Source organism: Delftia acidovorans SPH-1 (assembly GCF_000018665.1).
In the GTDB taxonomy this organism is placed as follows: domain Bacteria; phylum Pseudomonadota; class Gammaproteobacteria; order Burkholderiales; family Burkholderiaceae_C; genus Comamonas; species Comamonas acidovorans.
This window is the reverse complement of the sequence record NC_010002.1, coordinates 3335715-3352620: the sequence shown is the minus strand read 5'-3', so window position 1 is coordinate 3352620 and position 16906 is coordinate 3335715. Positions and strand designations below refer to the sequence as shown.

Annotated in this window: 14 protein-coding genes; 7 read left to right on the top strand and 7 right to left on the bottom strand. The window is 70.5% G+C overall.

The window, feature by feature from the left end; all coding sequences use genetic code 11:
• Positions 1 to 75: 75 nt before the first annotated feature.
• From pdeM to DACI_RS15280, 4 genes are read right to left on the bottom strand one after another with little or no spacing between them, the layout of a single operon-like run.
• Positions 76 to 795, bottom strand: a complete 720-nt coding sequence (gene pdeM / locus DACI_RS15295) for a ligase-associated DNA damage response endonuclease PdeM (RefSeq protein WP_012204890.1) — start codon at positions 793 to 795, stop codon at positions 76 to 78.
• Positions 796 to 811: 16 nt separating this feature from the next.
• Complete coding sequence (locus tag DACI_RS15290) at positions 812 to 3712, bottom strand: ligase-associated DNA damage response DEXH box helicase (protein WP_012204889.1); 2901 nt, start codon at positions 3710 to 3712, stop codon at positions 812 to 814.
• A 55-nt stretch (positions 3713 to 3767) separates the two neighbouring features.
• Positions 3768 to 5459 carry an ATP-dependent DNA ligase gene (locus DACI_RS15285; RefSeq protein ID WP_012204888.1) on the bottom strand — a complete coding sequence of 564 codons (1692 nt, stop codon included), beginning with the start codon at positions 5457 to 5459 and terminating at the stop codon, positions 3768 to 3770.
• Complete coding sequence (locus DACI_RS15280) at positions 5456 to 6496, bottom strand: ligase-associated DNA damage response exonuclease (RefSeq protein ID WP_012204887.1); 1041 nt, start codon at positions 6494 to 6496, stop codon at positions 5456 to 5458. Before DACI_RS15280 ends, DACI_RS15285 begins: the two co-directional genes overlap by 4 nt.
• Positions 6497 to 6685: 189 nt before the next feature.
• Between DACI_RS15280 and DACI_RS15275 the strand changes: the two genes are divergently transcribed.
• The gene (locus DACI_RS15275) at positions 6686 to 6943 is read left to right on the top strand and encodes a DUF2789 domain-containing protein (protein ID WP_012204886.1); all 258 of its coding nucleotides are present in this window, start codon (positions 6686 to 6688) and stop codon (positions 6941 to 6943) included.
• A gap of 9 nt (positions 6944 to 6952) precedes the next feature.
• Here DACI_RS15275 and DACI_RS15270 read toward each other — a convergent pair whose 3' ends face one another.
• Complete coding sequence (locus tag DACI_RS15270; protein WP_063326491.1) at positions 6953 to 7915, bottom strand: TauD/TfdA dioxygenase family protein; 963 nt, start codon at positions 7913 to 7915, stop codon at positions 6953 to 6955.
• Between the two features lie 185 nt (positions 7916 to 8100).
• Here DACI_RS15270 and DACI_RS15265 point away from each other — a divergent pair, with 185 nt between their 5' ends.
• The 5 genes from DACI_RS15265 to DACI_RS15245 all read left to right on the top strand — a co-directional run bounded on the left by DACI_RS15265 (position 8101) and on the right by DACI_RS15245 (position 13430).
• On the top strand, positions 8101 to 9333 hold the full coding sequence (locus DACI_RS15265) for a SpoIIE family protein phosphatase (protein WP_012204884.1): 1233 nt from the start codon (positions 8101 to 8103) through the stop codon (positions 9331 to 9333).
• 9 nt (positions 9334 to 9342) lie between these two features.
• Entirely contained in the window at positions 9343 to 9915 is a 573-nt protein-coding gene (locus DACI_RS15260) for a SiaB family protein kinase (RefSeq protein ID WP_013802972.1), read from the top strand.
• A gap of 68 nt (positions 9916 to 9983) precedes the next feature.
• Positions 9984 to 10385, top strand: coding sequence for a DUF1987 domain-containing protein (locus DACI_RS15255; RefSeq protein WP_012204882.1), 402 nt, complete (start codon positions 9984 to 9986; stop codon positions 10383 to 10385).
• Entirely contained in the window at positions 10385 to 11125 is a 741-nt protein-coding gene (locus DACI_RS15250) for a GGDEF domain-containing protein (protein WP_012204881.1), read from the top strand. The genes DACI_RS15255 and DACI_RS15250 overlap by 1 nt, the downstream gene beginning before the upstream one ends.
• A gap of 28 nt (positions 11126 to 11153) precedes the next feature.
• Positions 11154 to 13430 (top strand): putative bifunctional diguanylate cyclase/phosphodiesterase, encoded by a 2277-nt coding sequence (locus DACI_RS15245; RefSeq protein WP_012204880.1) that lies wholly within the window; start codon positions 11154 to 11156, stop codon positions 13428 to 13430.
• A 28-nt stretch (positions 13431 to 13458) separates the two neighbouring features.
• Here the strand turns inward: DACI_RS15245 and DACI_RS15240 are convergent, their stop codons facing one another.
• On the bottom strand, positions 13459 to 14631 hold the full coding sequence (locus tag DACI_RS15240) for an MFS transporter (protein ID WP_012204879.1): 1173 nt from the start codon (positions 14629 to 14631) through the stop codon (positions 13459 to 13461).
• Complete coding sequence (locus tag DACI_RS15235) at positions 14628 to 15869, bottom strand: serine hydrolase domain-containing protein (RefSeq protein ID WP_012204878.1); 1242 nt, start codon at positions 15867 to 15869, stop codon at positions 14628 to 14630. The genes DACI_RS15240 and DACI_RS15235 overlap by 4 nt, the downstream gene beginning before the upstream one ends.
• Before the next feature lie 118 nt (positions 15870 to 15987).
• Here DACI_RS15235 and DACI_RS15230 point away from each other — a divergent pair, with 118 nt between their 5' ends.
• On the top strand, positions 15988 to 16881 hold the full coding sequence (locus tag DACI_RS15230) for a LysR family transcriptional regulator (protein ID WP_043781582.1): 894 nt from the start codon (positions 15988 to 15990) through the stop codon (positions 16879 to 16881).
• The last annotated feature ends 25 nt before the right edge of the window (positions 16882 to 16906 follow it).

The following is a 16906-nucleotide window of genomic DNA, read 5'->3' as shown; positions in this document are numbered from 1 at the left end:
GCGCTTTCTGCTGCCCCGCCGTGCGGGCGCAAGCGCACTGTAGGGAACAACGATCCGTCAGAAAATTACGCCTGATTACATCCCGCCCCCTCCACAGGGAACGGCCCAGACCCGCCCGCCGCCTACGGCAAAGCGCTGGAGGCCAGGACCGGGCGGCAGGCTGGCCATGCCAGTGAACAGGCCGAAGGCCGGCAGCAGGGTGAAGCCGGCATGGACGGCAAAGCACGGCAGGCGCAGCGCATCGCGCCCGGGGCCGCGCAGCACGACGGCGGGGTGAACATGGCCGGCCAGCACATGGCAGGCAGGAGCCTCCTGCGGGTAATGGCAGCCCGCGAATGGCCCCAGGCGCCAGGGCTCGTCCACCACGCTGATGCCCAGCGCGGACGGCGGGTCGCCCGCATGGCTGTCGTGGTTGCCACGCACCAGGACCACTTCCAGCGCCGCGTGGCGGCGTCGCCAGTCGGCCAGGGCGGCCAGCACGGACGGCGTGCGGGCCTGCGCGGCATGCAGGAAGTCGCCCAGAACGACCAGCCGGCGCACCGGCAGGCCCTGCAGCAGCGCCGACAGCCGGTCCAGGTTGCCCTGGGTGGTGCCGGCCGGCACGGGAATGCCGCGCGCGCGGAAGGTGGCGGCCTTGCCCAGGTGCAGGTCGGCAATGAACAGCGTGCCCTGGGCGGGCCACCACAGGGCGTGCTGGGCCAGCAGGTGGACGGGCTCGCCCGCCAGAAGGATGCCCAGGCTGCCGGCCAGGGCGTCGGGGGAAACAGGACTTGGCAACGGTGCGTGGCCTTTCATCAGCGGTGCAATGGTTCTACAGCAGCGGCAAGGGCCGCGAGGGCTTGCGTACGCGGCGCGGGCGGCGGCTGGCGGCATCGGCCTCGGGGCCATCGGTGGCCTGCAGCGAGAAATCCAGCGTACGGCGCACGGCGGCCGTGTCCTCGTCCACGGCGGGGGGCTGGTCTGCCTTGGGTTTTTTCCGTGGACGCAGCGGCGGATCGGGCGGGACCAGGTCCTGCGTGCGCGGCTCGCTGGCTGCACCGCCGGCGTCTGCCGCCTCGTGCAGCTGGGCCAGCATGCGCGCGATGCGGTCGGCCAGGTGCTCGTTGGTGAGCTTTTCGCGAAAGCGCTCCACCATCAGCGGAAAGGCAAACGGGCTGGGACGGCGCAGTGCGCTCACCACCAGCTGCTGCGCCTGCATGCGGCGCAGCGCGGCCAGCAGCTGGGCCACGTCCAGCTCCTGGCTCAGGACTTCCTCATCGGCCTGACGCAGCAGCAGGTTCATGTCGTCGTACTTGCGAAAGACCTCGAAGAACAGCTGGGCCGAGGCCTGCAGCTGGCGCGCGCTGCGGCGCTCGCCCGGGTGGCTCTGGAAGATCAGGCCCGAGACGCGGGCGATCTCGCGGAAGCGCCGCCTTGCCATCTCGGTGGCGTTGAGGCTGGCCAGCACTTCGTGCAGCAGGGCGTGGCGGGCGTCATCGCCCGCCAGGTGGGCATCCTCGGCGGCCTGGTCCCAGTGGCGGTCGGCATTGGCGGTATTGCGCATGGCGCCCGCCTCCGTGGCAGAGACACGTCCGGGCGCCGCCACGGCCTGCACCGGCTCGGCGCGCAGCAGTTCGGGCAGCATGGCGGCCCAGTCACGCTCGGTGGCGCTCAGCAGCTCCAGCCCGTAGTCGTTGACGGCGATGGAGAAGGTGCCCATCTCGCCCTGCGCGGCACGCCAGGCCAGCAGGCTGGCCAGCCCCGTATGGGCATGGCGGCCCGCAAACGGGTAGAGGAAGAGATGCCAGCCTTCGCGCGTGCGCAGGGTTTCGGCCAGCAGCGTGCCGGGCGTGGGCAGGGCCGACCAGCGCTGCTGCACCTCCAGCAGGGAGCGCACGCAGCGCAGCTCGGGCGAGTGGTAGTCGCCCGCTGCCGCCAGCGCCAATTGCTGCACCACGAAGTCGGCCAGCACGGTGGACAGCGGCATGCGCGCGCCCGCCCAGCGCGGCACGGTGGGCCGCGTTCTGGCGGCGCGGCGCACGTAGGCGGTCATGTCCTCGATGCGCACCAGCTCCAGCACCTGGCCCGCGAAGACAAAGGCATCGCCGGGCGACAGGCGCGACAGAAAGCTCTCTTCCATGCTGCCCAGCCGCGCGCCATGCAGGATCTGCACGCTCATGCTGGCGTCGCTGACGATGGTGCCGATGTTGGCGCGGTGCCTGCGCGCCAGCCGCGCGTCGGGCATGCGCCAGATGCCCTCCGCGTCGGGCCGCACGCGCTGGTAGTCGGGATAGGCGGCCAGCGAGGGGCCGCCCCGGTGCACGAAGTCCAGGCACCACTGCCAGACCGCAGGCGCCAGCCCGGCGTAGGCAACGGTGCGGCGCACTTCCGCATACAGCTCATCGGGCACGAAGCCGCCGCCCAGGGCCACGGTGGCCAGGTGCTGCACCAGCACGTCCACGGGCTGGCGGGGGCTGGCGCGCATTTCCACCTGCTGCGCGCGCACGGCGGCGCGGGCGGCGGCGGCCTCCACCAGCTCCAGGCTGTGCGTGGGCACCAGGGTGATGCGCGAGGGCCGGCCCGGCGCATGGCCCGAGCGGCCCGCGCGCTGCAGCAGCCGCGCAATGCCCTTGGCCGAGCCGATCTGCAGCACGCGCTCCACGGGCAGGAAGTCCACGCCCAGGTCCAGGCTGCTGGTGCAGACCACGGCCTTGAGCGTGCCGGCCTTGAGCCCGGCCTCCACCCATTCGCGCACACCCCGGTCCAGAGAGCCATGGTGTATGGCCAGCAGGCCGGCCCAGTCGGGCCGGGCCTCCAGCAGCGCCTTGTACCAGAGCTCCGCCTGCGAGCGCACATTCACAAAGACCAGGGTGGAGCCTGCCGTGGCCTCCAGCTCGCGCACCACGGCCGGCAGCATGGCCAGCCCCAGGTGGCCGGCCCAGGAAAAGCGCTCGGGCCGGTCGGGCAGCAAGGTGTCCACCACCAGGCGCTTGTCCACCTGGCCCTGGACCAGCACGCCGGGCCGCGGCTGGCCATGGTCGTCCAGGCCCAGCAGGGTCTGCATGGCTTCGTCCAGATTGCCCAGCGTGGCCGACATGCCCCAGACGCTCAGTTGCGGGCTCCAGCCGCGCAGCCGCGCCAGGGCCAGCTGCAGTTGCACGCCGCGCTTGTTGCCCAGCAGCTCGTGCCATTCATCGGCCACCACCAGGCGCACGGAGCCCAGCAGCTCGCGCGCATCGGCCCGCGCCAGCAGCAGGGACAGGCTCTCGGGCGTGGTGACCAGCACGGTGGGTAGCTGGCGCGACTGCGCGCTGCGCTCGGCGCTTCCCGTATCGCCCGTGCGTGCGCCCACGGTCCAGCGCGCCAGCGCGGGATGGTCCTGGGCCAGCGCCTGCAAGGGCGTCTGCAGCGCCTTGAGCGTGTCGGCCGCCAGGGCGCGCATGGGCGTGATCCACAGCACGGTGAGCGGCGCGGCGGCGGGTTTCCTCCTGCTGGGTGGGGCCTGGGCAGGGGCCTGGAGAGGGGCCTGTGCAGGCGCCTTGGAGGCCTGCGCAAAGGCCTGCAGCGCGCCCAGCCAGACCGCATAGGTCTTGCCTGCGCCTGTGGTGGCGTGCAGCAGGCCGCTGTGGCCCTGGGCCAGCGCCTTCCACACGGCGCGCTGGAAGGCAAAGGGCTTCCAGCCCCGTGCGGCAAGCCAGGCGGTGGCGAGGGGGTGGGAGGAACGGGTGGCCATGGCGCGGTGCGTCAAGGGTGGGTCACGGGTGGGTCGCGGGTCGGTCAAGGGTTGATCAAGGGTCGGAATGCGGCAGCAGGGCGGCCAGCGTGTCGATGGAGTCGGCCTCCTGCACAGGCTTGTCCTCGCGCCAGCGCAGCATGCGCGGAAAGCGCACGGCAATACCGCTCTTGTGGCGTGCGCTGCGCGCAATGCCCTCGAAGCCCAGCTCGAACACCAGGGTGGGCCGCACGCTGCGCACGGGGCCGAAGCTCTCCACCGTGGTCTTGCGGATGACGGCGTCCACGCGCGCCATTTCGGCATCGGTCAGACCCGAATAGGCCTTGGCGAAGGGCACGAGGGCGCGGCCCTCGGTGCCGGGCGGCGCGTTCCAGACAGCAAAGGTGTAGTCGCTGTAGAGGCTGGCGCGACGGCCGTGGCCGCGCTGTGCATAGATGAGCACGGCGTCCACGCTCAGCGGATCGATCTTCCACTTCCACCACACGCCGCTGTCCTTGGTGCGGCCCACGCCGTAGGCGGCATCGCGGGCCTTGAGCATCATGCCCTCCACGCCCAGGGAACGGGCCTGCTCGCGCAGTTCGGCCAGGGCCTGCCAGCTATCGCCCGCAAGGACCGGACTGGGCAGCAGCGCCGGATGCGCCACCAAGGCCACCAGCCGCTCCAGCCTTGCGCGCCGTTCATGCTGGGGCAGCGCGCGCAGGTCCTGGCCGCCCTCCTCCAGCAAGTCATAGGCCAGCAGCACCACGGGCAGCTCGCGCAGCAGCTTGGGGCCCAGGGTCTTGCGGCCTATGCGCTTTTGCAGGTCGGCAAAGGGGCGCACATGGGCGGGCGCCTCGCCCTGCTGCGCGGCCCAGACGACGATCTCGCCGTCGATCACGGTGCCCGCAGGCAAGGCATCGCCCATGGCCTGCAGCTCGGGGAAGCGCTCGCTCACCAGTTCCTCGCCGCGCGACCAGATCCAGGTGCCCAGCGCGTCACCGCTGCCGCGCCGCACGATCTGGGCGCGTATGCCGTCCCATTTCCACTCCACCACCCATTGGGACGGCGGGCCGAGCACGGCGTCGAACTGCTCCAGCGGCAACTGCAGCGGATGGGCCAGGAAGAAGGGATAGGGGTGGCCCCGGGCTTCGCCCGAATGCGCGTCATCGCCCTCTTCCTCCCCCGCCACCAGCCGCAGGTAGTCGGCCGCCCCGGGCCGCGCGCCGATGTGGGTGTAGCCCATGAGCCGCTGGGCGATGCGCTTGGCATCCACCTCGCTGACGGCCGCCAGCGCCTGCGTGACCTGCAGCCGCGACACGCCGACCCGGAAGGCACCAGTGATCAGCTTGAAGTAGACCAGCCGCTCATCGGCCGCCAGCCGCGCCCACTGCGCGCGCAGCGTGTCCGCCAGCGCCTCGGGCGCCATGCCGCGCAGCGGCAGCAGGTGGTCCGTGACCCAGGCGGCCAGGCCCAGGTCGTGCGCGTCACCGGGTGGCGGCAGCAGCAGCGCAATGGTTTCGGCCAGGTCGCCCACGGCCTCGTAGCTTTCGTCGAACAGCCATTCGGGCAGGCCGGCAGCCTCGCGCGCCAGCTCCTTCAAGACCTTGGTGGGCACCAGCTGGCGTGGCTTGCCACCGGCCAGGAAATAGACGGCCCAGGCCGCATCGGCAGGCGCGGTGGCGCGCAGATAGGCCTGCAGCGCGGCCTGCTTGTCGCGGCTGGCGGTGCTGGCGTCCAGCGCGCGGTAGAGGGCGGCGAAATCCTTCATGGCGCGGGCGTCTCATCCGGTGCAGCCTGGGCTGCGGCAGCCTCGTCCTCATCGCCGTATTCGGTCTGGAAGGCTTGCGCATCCAGGCCCTGCTCGCGCAGCCAGCGCACCAGCACCGCCACGCTGCCATGCGTGACGAAGACACGCTCGGCGCCCGTGGCGCCTATGGCGTACTGCAGGCCGGGCCAGTCGGCATGGTCGGACATGACAAAGCCCCGGTCCACGCCACGGCGCCGGCGCGTGCCGCGCAGCTGCATCCAGCCGCTGGCAAAGGCATCGGCATGGCCGGGAAACCGGCGCATCCACGGCGTGCCCTGCGCCGAAGGCGGCGCCAGCACCAGGGCGGTCTTGAGCCGTTGTGCATCCACGCCGGGGTCGGTCACGCGCAGCGTGGGCGGCAGGTCCACGCCCGCGGCGCGGTACACGGCATTGAGCGGCTCCACCGCGCCATGCACGACGATGGGGCCGATGCGGCGGTCCACCCCATGCAGGATGCGCTGGGCCTTGCCGAAGGCATAGCACAGCAGCACCGAGGGCCGGCCTTGGGCCGCATTGGCTTGCCACCAGGCGTTGATGTCGGCCATGAGCTCGGGCTGGCGGGGCCAGCGGTAGATGGGCAGGCCGAAGGTGGATTCGGTGATGAAGGTGTCGCAGCGCACGGGCTCGAAGGGGGTGCAGGTGCCGTCGGCCTCGGTCTTGTAGTCGCCCGAGGCCACCCAGACCTGGCCGCCATGCTCCAGCCGCACCTGGGCCGATCCGAGCACATGGCCGGCCGGGTGCAGGGAGATGCGCACGCCGTGGTGATCGATGGCTTCGCCATACGGCAGGGTCTGCAGCGTGATGTCCGCCCCCAGCCGTGCGCGCAGCACGCCCTCGCTGTCGTCATGGGCCAGGTAATGGGCGTGGCCGGCGCGCGCGTGGTCGGAGTGGCCATGCGTGATCACGGCCCGGTCCACGGGCCGCCAGGGGTCGATGTAGAAGTCGCCGGCCGCGCAGTACAGGCCTTCGGGGCGGGCCACGATCAGGTCGGCGGCCATGCGGGATCAGGGACGGGAATGCTCATGGCCCCATGCTAGTGGGGCGGTCGCCGCGCGCACGCTGGCCCGGAGCGCGGCAGGCTGTCAGCCTGCACCTACCCGCGCAACGAATGACCGCAACCGGTCCGCAGGGCCGGTCAAATCGGGGAAGATAGCGCCCTCTCAACCCACACACATCCACACGCCTTCATGAACAACTCCGTCGTACGCATGTCCAATCTCTTCCTGCAGCTGGGCCTGGATGCCAGTGACCAGGCCATTGCCGATTTCATCCGCGCGCACCAGCTGGCCGCCGATGTGGATGTGGTGGATGCGCCCTACTGGAGCGATGCGCAGCGCCAGTTCCTGGCCGAGCAGCTCAAGGCCGATGCGTCGTGGTCCATCGTCGTGGACCAGCTCAGCGAGTCGCTGCACGAAGACGCGGTCAGGCAGCGCGCTGCCCGATAGCACGGGCAGTCAGGCCGCCAGCGGCTCGGGCACCGTGATGTCCACGCTGTGGCGGCCGTCCACGCTGGTGGCCACGGTGCCGGTCACGGTGACGCGGCGCACCACGCGGTGGGCATCGCCGTAGTCGTTGATGGCGTAGTGCTGCGTGGCGCGGTTGTCCCAGATGGCCACGTCGCCCTGCGCCCACTGCCAGCGCACGGTGTTCTCCAGCCGGATGATGCGTTCGTTGAACAGCTGCAGCAGCGCCGTCGATTCATTGGCGCGCAGGCCCTTGATGCGCTTGGCGAAGTGGCCCAGCAGCAGCGCCTTCTCTCCGGTCTCGGGGTGCACATGCACCAGCGGCTGCTCCGACTCGATGGTCTTGCGCGTGAACACCTTGCGGTAGCTGGCGCGGCCTGCGGTCTCGGTCTGGCTGGCGGCGTTCTGGCGGAAGTTCTCGGCATAGTCGTAGTCGTTGCCATGCACGGCCCACAGCTGCTCGGCCAGTTGCCTGAGCGGCTCGGGCAGGCCCTCATAGGCGGCCACGGTATTGGCCCAGACGGTGTCGCCGCCATGGCCGGGCAGCGTGACGGCGCGCAGCACGCAGACCTTGGGAAAGGCCGCCTTGAAGGTGACGTCGGTATGCCAGGAATCGGCGCGGCCGCCATGCTGGGAATTGAGCTCCAGAAAGGCCGTGCCGTCCGGGGCAGGCACGGTGGGGTGCGATTCGATCTCGCCGAACAGCCGCCCGAAGGCCTGGTGCGATGCATCCGTCAGATGGTGCTGGCCCCGGAAGAACAGCACGCGGTGGCGCAGCAGGGCCGCATGGATCTGCGTGAACTGTTCGGCCGCCAGCTCGCCCGACAGCCTGGCGCCGTGGACCACGGCGCCTATGCGGCCGGACAGGGGCTGGATCTGCAGCGGCTGTTGCCGGTCCTGCTCCAGGTCTTGGGCCACGGTGCTCAGGTGGCTGGCTTCGGTGACAGCGTTCACGGCGTCTCTCCTCAGTGCTTGCATGGGTGGAAGCCCCATGCTAGGAACCGCCCTGCCACGCCACAACGAAGCTTTTGGCGCATGGTTATGCGCAAGAGCGGTGCATACCAACCAGGGCCGTGCGCGTCACAAAACTGCAACAAGGAAAACGTAACATTCCTTAACAATTTTGCGATGTGCCTTCCATGGATGAGTCCCGCGCCTACCTGAGCGATTCCAGGCCACGTTTCCGCCCACCCAGCGCTGCGGACCTGTGTACCCCCGTTCCCTGCATGACCGCCGACGAGACCAACGAGAAGGTGCTCGAGGTCTTCACGCGCCACCGGGACCTGATCAGCCTGCCCGTGGTGGAGGGCAACCGCCCCATCGGCCTGATCAACCGCAGCATCTTCCTGTCCCAGTTCAGCAAGCCCTTTCGCATGGAGCTGTACGGCAAGAAGAGCTGCATCGCCTTCATGGACAAGGAGCCGCTGGTGGTCGATGCCTCCACCGACATCGACACCCTGACCGTGAAGACCGTGGAGTACGGCGAAAAGGCGCTGACCGATGGCTTCATCATCACGCGCGAGGGCCTGTTCGCGGGCGTGGGCAACGGTCTGCAGCTGATGCGCGCGGTGGCGGACATGCAGGTGGCGCGCAACCGCCAGATCATGCACAGCATCGAATACGCCAGCGTGATCCAGCAGTCGCTGCTGCGCAGCTCGCGCGACTCCCTGGCCCGCGCCTGCCCCGGCGCCGACCTGGTCTGGGAGCCGCGCGATGTGGTCGGCGGCGACTTCTACCAGTTCAGCCAGGACGGCGATGGCTGGTTTGCCACCGTGGCCGATTGCACGGGCCACGGCGTGCCCGGCGCCTTCATGACGCTGATCGCCACCAGCAGCCTGAGCCAGGCCATCAAGGAGCACGGCCCGCGCGACCCGGCTGCGCTGCTGGGCCATGTGAACCGCAGCGTCAAGCAGATGCTGGGCCAGCTCGACGGCAAGGATGGCACGCCCGGCTCCGACGACGGGCTGGACGCGGCCTGCTTCTGGTTCGAGCCCGCGCACCGGCGCCTGCGCTTTGCGGGCGCGCGCCTTGCGCTGTTCGTGCTGCGCCCCGGCGCCGAGGCGGTGGAGGTGCTCGACGGCCAGCGCAAGGGCGTGGGCTATGTGGACAGCGAGTTCGACTTCGCCTGGAACAACATCGACCTGGAGCTGCCCGCCGCCACCCTGGTCTTCGTCACCACCGACGGCCTGATCGACCAGGTCGGCGGCCCGCGCGGCATCACCTTCGGCAAGAAGCGCGTGCGCGAGCTGCTGCTGGAGCAGGCCGGCCGCACGCCCGCCGAGATCAACCGCGCCCTGCTGGCCGCCCTGCAGGCCTGGCAGGGCGAGCACCACCGCCGCGACGACCTGACCTTTTTCTGCTTCAGAACCTGAATGCCTCCCATGCCCTCCGCACAGATCGCCGACAAGTACGGCAGCTTCTTCCACCTGGCGCGCCAGCACCAGGTGATCTTCTACTACGTGGGCTACTTCTCGCAGAACATCGTCGCGGCCATGGCCGAGGCCGTGCGGCTGCAGCTGGAAGTGGCCGGCGTGCCCGGCCCCACGCGGCGCAAGCTGTTCTCGTCCTTTGTCGAGATGGCGCAGAACATCATCCATTACTCGGCCGATGCCCTGACCCCGCCCCACCAGGACGATGGCGAGCTGCGCCACGGCGCGGTCTGCATCCGCCGCGAGGACGACGGCAGCTTCGTGCTGCTGTGCGCCAACCCCATAGAGCCGGGCATGGGCGAGGCGCTGCGCGCCAAGCTCGACGCCCTGCGCAGCATGACCCTGGACGAGATCAAGAAGGCCTGCCGCCAGTCGCTGCGCGATGACGCGCCCGAAGGCAGCAAGGGCGCGGGCATGGGTTTCCTGACCCTGGCCCGCGATGCGCGCGAGCCGCTGCAGTTCGACTTCGATCCCGCCCAGACCGTGGACGGCCGGCCCGTCTTCTACCTGAAAGCCACGCTCTGAGCCGTCGCTCCGGCACCAGGCCTGGACAGGCCCGGCCCGCAGGCACGGACAACGCACCGAGATCACGCATGGACAACCTCTACATCGCACCGACTCCCAGTTCCCCGGAAGTGGACTTCCAGTTCGACACGCACACGCTGCACCTGCGTGGCGAGTCCTATCCCGAGAACGCCGCCGCCTTCTACGGCGGCATCCTGGCCCGCCTCAAGGACTACCTGGCGCAGCCGCAGCCGGCGCAGCAGCAGGCGCGCATCGAGGTGCACATCGCGCTGGCCTACTTCAACAGCTCCAGCACCAAGATGCTGTTCAACCTGATCGAGGCACTGAGCGGCGCCGCCGAGGCCGGCCGCCCCGTGGCCCTGCACTGGTACCACGACGAGGAAGACGACACCATCTGCGAATTTGGCGAGGAGCTGCGCGACGACTTTCCCGCCATCGCCTTCACCGGCCACCCCGTGAAGGCGGCGTGATGGACACCGTGGCCGCTCCCGCGGACCTCTTCGATGCCGAGCACCAGGCCCTTTTGGCGGCCCGCGCCGCCCACGACCGGGGCGAAGAAGCCGGCGCCCAGGCCTGCCACCAGGCCCTGGGCGTGCTGCTGACCGCCTATGAGCGCCTGCTGCGCGAAACGCGCCGGCTGGTACGCCGCAGCGACCGGGCCGAGCTGGAGATGACCCAGCTCAACCAGCGCCTGCAGGAGCTGGCCGGCGAGCTGGAATACCGCGCCACGCACGACCCGCTGACCGGCGTGCTCAACCGCGCGGCCATCATCGAGCGCGTGAACCGCCACTTCACCCAGCAGGGGCTGGCCCTGATCGTGCTGGACATAGACCACTTCAAGCGCGTGAACGACAGCTTCGGCCACCCCGTGGGCGACAGCGTGATCCTGGGCGTGGTGCGCTGCCTCAAGGCCGCCGTGCCGGCCACGGCCCACATCGGCCGCGTGGGCGGCGAGGAATTCACCGTGCTGCTGCCCCAGCACGACAGCGACGGCGCCGTGTGCGTGGCCGAGCAGGTGCGCGCCGCCATCGAGGCCCATCCCTTCGGCCTGCCCGACGCCAGCTGCATCACGGCCAGCTTCGGCGTGAGCTGGCGCCCGAGCGGCGGCCGCTTCGACGACGCCTACAGCCTGGCCGACGAGGCGCTGTACGCCGCCAAGCGCAGCGGGCGCAACCAGGTCGTGCGCGCGGCAGACCATGCCACGGCCTGAGCGGCGCGGACACAGACAGGGCTGAGGCATGAGTTTCGTGATGCGCGCACGGGCGCCCAGGGCGCCCGCCCCTGCTTCCGCCCTCCTGCAGCCGGCTCTGCAGCCGCCCCCGCCATCGCCCGTGCCCGGGCCTGAATGGCGGGTGCTGATCGTGGACAGCGACCCCGACGTACACGCCGCCTTCCGCCTGGCGCTGGAAGGCCACAGCCTGTTCGGCCGGCCGCTGGTGTTCCTCTACGCCCGCTCCGGCACGCAGGCGCGCAACCTGCTGCGCAGCGAGCAGGACCTGGCCGTGGTGGTGCTCGACGCCGTGACCGATGGCACGGGCGCCGGGCTGGACCTGGTGGACTTCATCCGCTACACGGCCGGCCTGCGCAACAGCCGCATCGTGCTGCGCACCGGCCGCCCGGGCCAGGCGCCCGATCTGGAAACCCTGCTGCGCTACGACATCAACGACTGCCGCACCAAGACCGAACTCACGCCCGACCGGCTGCTGGCCATCGTGGTGACCGCCGTGCGCTCCTACGAGCAGCTGTGCGCCATCGAGGCCAACCGCCGCAGCCTGGAGCTGATGGTGCGCTCCAGCGCCTCGCTGCTGGAGGAAACCAATCTGCACGCCTTCGCGCGGGGCGTGATCACCCAGCTGGCCACCTTGCTGGGCGTGGCCAGTGAAGGACTGGTCTGCTCGGAGGGCACGCACCCGGCCGAGCCCTACCGCGTGCTCGCGGCCACGGGACCGTTCGCCCGGCTCATCGACCAGCCCATCGCCACCGTGCTGGCCTCACGCGGGCTGCGCCTGCTGCGCCAGGCGCTGCAGGCGCGGCGCAACATCTACGGCGTGCAGCGCGGCGTGGCGCTGTACATCGGCCGGGGCGACGAGCAGGACATGGCCGTCTTCATAGACGCGCCAGCCTCGCACAGCGCACTGGACCGCCAACTGCTCGAAGTCTTCTGCGCCAACCTGCGCACGCTGCTGCACAACCGCGGCCTGCTGGAGCGCCTGCACCAGTCCGCCTACTTCGACCCGCTGGTCTGCCTGCCCAACCGCGCCCACTTCGTGGAAAAAGTGGACGAATGCGTGTGGCGCGGCACGCGTGACCATGTGCTGGCCCTGGTGGACATCGACGACTTCAGCGCCACCAACGACGTGATGGGCCACCGCTTTGGCGACCGCCTGCTCGAAGCCATGGCCCGCCGCTTGGCCAGCGCCCTGCCCGCAGGCGTGCTGCTGGCGCGCGTGGGATCGGACACCTTCGGCATCCTGGGCCCCACCGACGAGGTGGCCCTGGCCCAGTTGCTGGACTGCGCCCGCCAGCCCCTGGCCGTGGACGGCGTGCCGCACAAGGTCTCGCTGACCTGCGGCTACGTGTACCTGCCCCATGAACGCCAGGCCGGCACCGACCTGGTCAAGGACGCCACCATCGCCCTCAAGCGCGCCAAGCGCGATCACCGCGGCCAGCTGCTGGAGTACTCCGAGCAGATGGGCATGGAGGCGCGCGACCGCGCCCTGCTGCTGTCCGACCTGCGCGCCGCCATCGACGGCGCCCAGCTTTTCCTGGTCTACCAGCCCCAGGTGGACCTGGAAACCCATGCCCTGGTCGGCCTGGAGGCCCTGCTGCGCTGGCGCCGGCAGGACGGCAGCTTCGTGCCGCCCGACCGCTTCATTCCGGTGGCCGAGCATTCGGGCCTCATCGTGCCGCTGGGCCAATGGGTGCTGGCCACGGCCTGCCGCACCATGCGCGAACTGCTGGACGCCGGCCGCGCCCCCAGGCGCATGGCCGTCAATGTCTCCACCGTGCAGTTGCAGGACCCGGGCTTTCTGCAGACCGTGAGCAACGCCCTGGCAGAGCACGGCCTGCAGGGCGCGCAGCTGGAGCTGGAGATCACCGAATCCGTCGCGGTCCTGCCCACCCAGCTGCTGCAGGCCACGCTCAGCGCCCTGCGCACGCTGGGCGTGACCATTGCCATCGACGACTTCGGCACCGGCTACTCCTCCCTGAGCTACCTGGAGCGCCTGCCGCTGGACCGCATCAAGATCGACCGCAGCTTCGTGCGCCAGCTTGGCGAATCACAGGAAGCCCGCATCGCCGAAATGATCGCCCAGCTGGGCCGCAAGCTCGGCCTGCAGGTCCTGGCCGAAGGCATAGAGGACGCCAGCGCCTGGCAGGCCCTGCGCGCCATGGGCTGCCAGGAGGGACAGGGCTATCACGTTGCCCGGCCGATGGACAAGGCGCAGTTGCTGGGCTGGCTGGGCCAGCGCAATGAAGTGCCTCAGCGACAGCCTGGCACCTCTGAGTTCCCCTGAGGCGGCCAGGCCGCGCCCTGCCCCTGCCCTACCTGCACACCGCAGGAAACCCATGCCGCCTGGCCGCCCACACCACGGCCAGCGATGCGCCCAGCAGCGCCAGCAGCACGGGCGTGAAGGCGCCCACGCCCATGCGCGCCAGCAGCAGGCCGCCCACGATGCCGCCGCCGGCAATCGCCATGTTCCAGGCCGTGACCAGCATGGACTGCGCCACGTCGGCGACCTCGCCCGCCGTGTGGGCAATGGCGGTCTGCAGCAGCGTGGCGGCGCCGCCAAAGGCCAGGCCCCAGACGGCCACCGCCGCATACACCAGGGCCGGCGCATCTGCGGCCACGCCCAGCATCAGCGTGGACAAGGCGAACAGCGCAATGCTGGCCAGCGTGAGCGCGCGCAGGTGGCGGTCGATCAGCACGCCGGTGATCCAGATGCCCAGCACGGAGGTGGCGCCGAACACCAGCAGCACCAGGTCCGTGCGCGCGGCCATGCCCGCCACCGCCAGGTAGGGCGCGATGTAGGTGTAGAGAATGTTGTGCGCCAGCACGAAGGCCAGCACCACGAACAGCACGGGGCGCACGCCCGCCAGGGTGAACACGCGCCGCAGCGGCAGGTGGCGGCCTGCCGCCTGCCCCGCGAAGTCGGGAAGGCGGGCGCGCACCCAGACCATGAGCGCCAGCGCCAGCACGCTCATGAGGCCGAAGCACAGCCGCCAGCCCACCAGTTGGCCCAGCACGGTGCCGGCCGGCACGCCCAGCGACAGCGCCAGCGGCGTGCCCACCATGGCAATGGCGATGGCGCGGCCCTTGAGATGGCCGGGCACCATGCGTGCCGCGTAGCCGGCCAGCAGCGCCCAAAGCAGCCCGGCCGAGACCCCCGCCAGAAAGCGCGCCACCAGGGTCAGCGCAAAGTGCGTGGACAAGGCCGTGACCGTGTTGGCGACGACAAAGCCCGCGATCGCCGCCAGCAGCAGGGGGCGGCGGCGCATGCCCTGCGTGGCGGCCGTCAGCGGTATGGCGGCCACCAGGGAGCCTATGGCGTAGAGGGTGACGGTCTGGCCGACCCAGGCCTCGGTCACGGCCAGGCCCTGGGCCATCTGCGGCAGCAGGCCGGCCGGCAGCGCCTCCGTCAATATGGTGATGAAGGCCGCCATGGCCAGCGCCAGCAGGGAGGCAACGGGCAGGCGGTCCTGGCGTGTCCCGTTCATTGCGGCGCTCCCGAAGCCCCTTGGACCTCACAAACCCCGTAGACCGCGTCGCGCAGATCGTTGACGAAACGCCCCGACATGCCCTCGTACAAGGTGTTGGTGAAGGCCACGACGCTGAGCTCCTGCGCCCGGTCGACGAACCAGGAATGCCCGTAGGCCCCGCCCCAGCGCCAGGTGCCCACCGACTCCGGCGATGCCGCCTGCGCCGCATCGCGCAGCACGGAAAAGCCCAGGCCAAAGCCGAAGCCCGGCGCGTTGGGCAGGGCCAGCCCGCCGGTCTGGTCCCGCGCCATCTCGGCGACCAGGGCGTCGGGCAGCAGGGTGTTGCCGCCCTGGCGCAGGGCTTCCAGCAGCCGCAGGAAATCGCCCGCCGTCCCCGCCATGCCGGCGCCGCCGGAGGCAAAGGCCTGGGCGTCAAAGATGCGCGAAGGGCTGAAGGCAATGCCGATGCTCCCCTCGAAGGGCGACACGGTCTCGCCCTCGGCCAGCGGATGGGGCTGCGGCACGTCGCTGACATAGGCCTTGGCCACGCGCTGCACGGCCAGCGCATCGGTGACGGCAAAGCCGGTATCGGTCATGCCCAGCGGCCCGGTCACAAGGTCGCGCACGGCCTGGTCCAGCGGCCTGCCGTGCACCTGTTCAATGAGGGCGCCCAGTACATCGGTGGCCAGCGAGTAGCCCCAGGCCGTGCCCGGCGCGTACAGCAGCGGCACGCTGGCGATGCGCTCCAGGTTCTCTGCCAGGCCGATGGCCTGGCGGTCCATGCCGTCCGATACGCCCGCGCGCGCATAGGGGCCTTGTGCATCGGCCTCGAAGAAGCGGTAGCCCAGCCCCGCCGTGTGGCTGAGAAGCTGCCGCACGGTGATGCGGGCGGGCCCGCCATCGGCCAGCCGGGGCCGGAACTGCGGCAGCCAGCGGTCCACGCCCTCGTCCAGCGCCAGCAGTCCCCGCGCCACCAGCACCAGCGCGGCAGCCGAGACGATGGGCTTGCTGGCCGAGGCCAGGCGGAACACCGCATCCACGGCCATGGGCAGCCCGCGCTCGCGGTCGGCCCAGCCTGCGGCCTGGCGGTGGACCAGCGCGCCGCCACGCGCCACCAGCACCACGGCGCCGACCAGGCGCTGCGCCTCAAGCGCCTGCCGGACCACGGCCTGGATGCGGTCGGACAGGGGCGAGTTCAACGGGGCTGCAGGCAGCGCAGCAGGTGCTGAAGGCGCTGCAGAAAGGGCAATCGTCATGGGAATTCCCGGGATCAAATGAACAGGGTTCCGACGATAGAAAGCCCGCGATTAAAGAAAAAGTGGGGTAGATTTCCGGTTTGCGCGGAACTGGATGTCCGCAATGAAGGAGCGGCGTTTGGACAGCCTCAACGGTTTCGTGGTGTTCGTTCAGGTCGCCGAGACCCGCAGTTTCGTGGCGGCCGGCCGGCTGCTGGGCATCTCGGCATCGGCCATCGGCAAGAGCGTGGCGCGGCTGGAGGACCGGCTGGGCGTGCGCCTGTTCCACCGCAGCACGCGCAGCATCACGCTGACGGCCGAGGGCACGCTGTTCCTGGAGCGCAGCCGCCGCATCCTGGCCGAGATCGAGGCCGCGCAGCTGGAGCTGTCGCAGGCCAGCACCGCGCCGCGCGGCCGGCTGCGGGTCAGCCTGCCCCTGGTCAGTTCGCTGGTGCTGCCGGTGCTGGGCGAGTTCATGCGCGCCTATCCCGAGATCGAGCTGGACCTGGACTTCACCGACCAGCTGGTCGATGTGATCGAGGACGGCTTCGACGCCGTGGTGCGCACGGGCGCGCCCGCCGACTCACGCCTGTCCGCGCGCCGGCTGGGCGCCTTCGGCTACCTGCTGGTGGCCTCGCCCGGCTATCTGGCGCAGCGCGGCACGCCCCGGGTGCCCGAGGATCTGCTGCAGCACAGCTGCCTGCACTACCGCTACCCCCACAGCGGCAAGCTGGAGCCCTGGGTGCTGCGGCGCGCAGCAGGCGCGCCCGAGCTGCAACTGCCCACCTCCATGATCTGCAACAACATCGAAACCCGGCTGTGCTTTGCGCTGCAGGGCCTGGGCATCGCCTACTTGCCGGAATTCTCCATCCGCGAGCCGCTGGCCGACGGCCGGCTGCAACCCGTGCTGGCGGACTGCATGGAGCACACCAATGTCTTCCATGTGCTGTGGCCCGCCAGCAAGCACCCTTCGCCCAAGCTGCGGGCGCTGGTGGACTTCCTGTGCGCGCGGGTGTTTCCGCAGCAGGCATGAGGTGCACGGCGGCGTCCGAATGAGC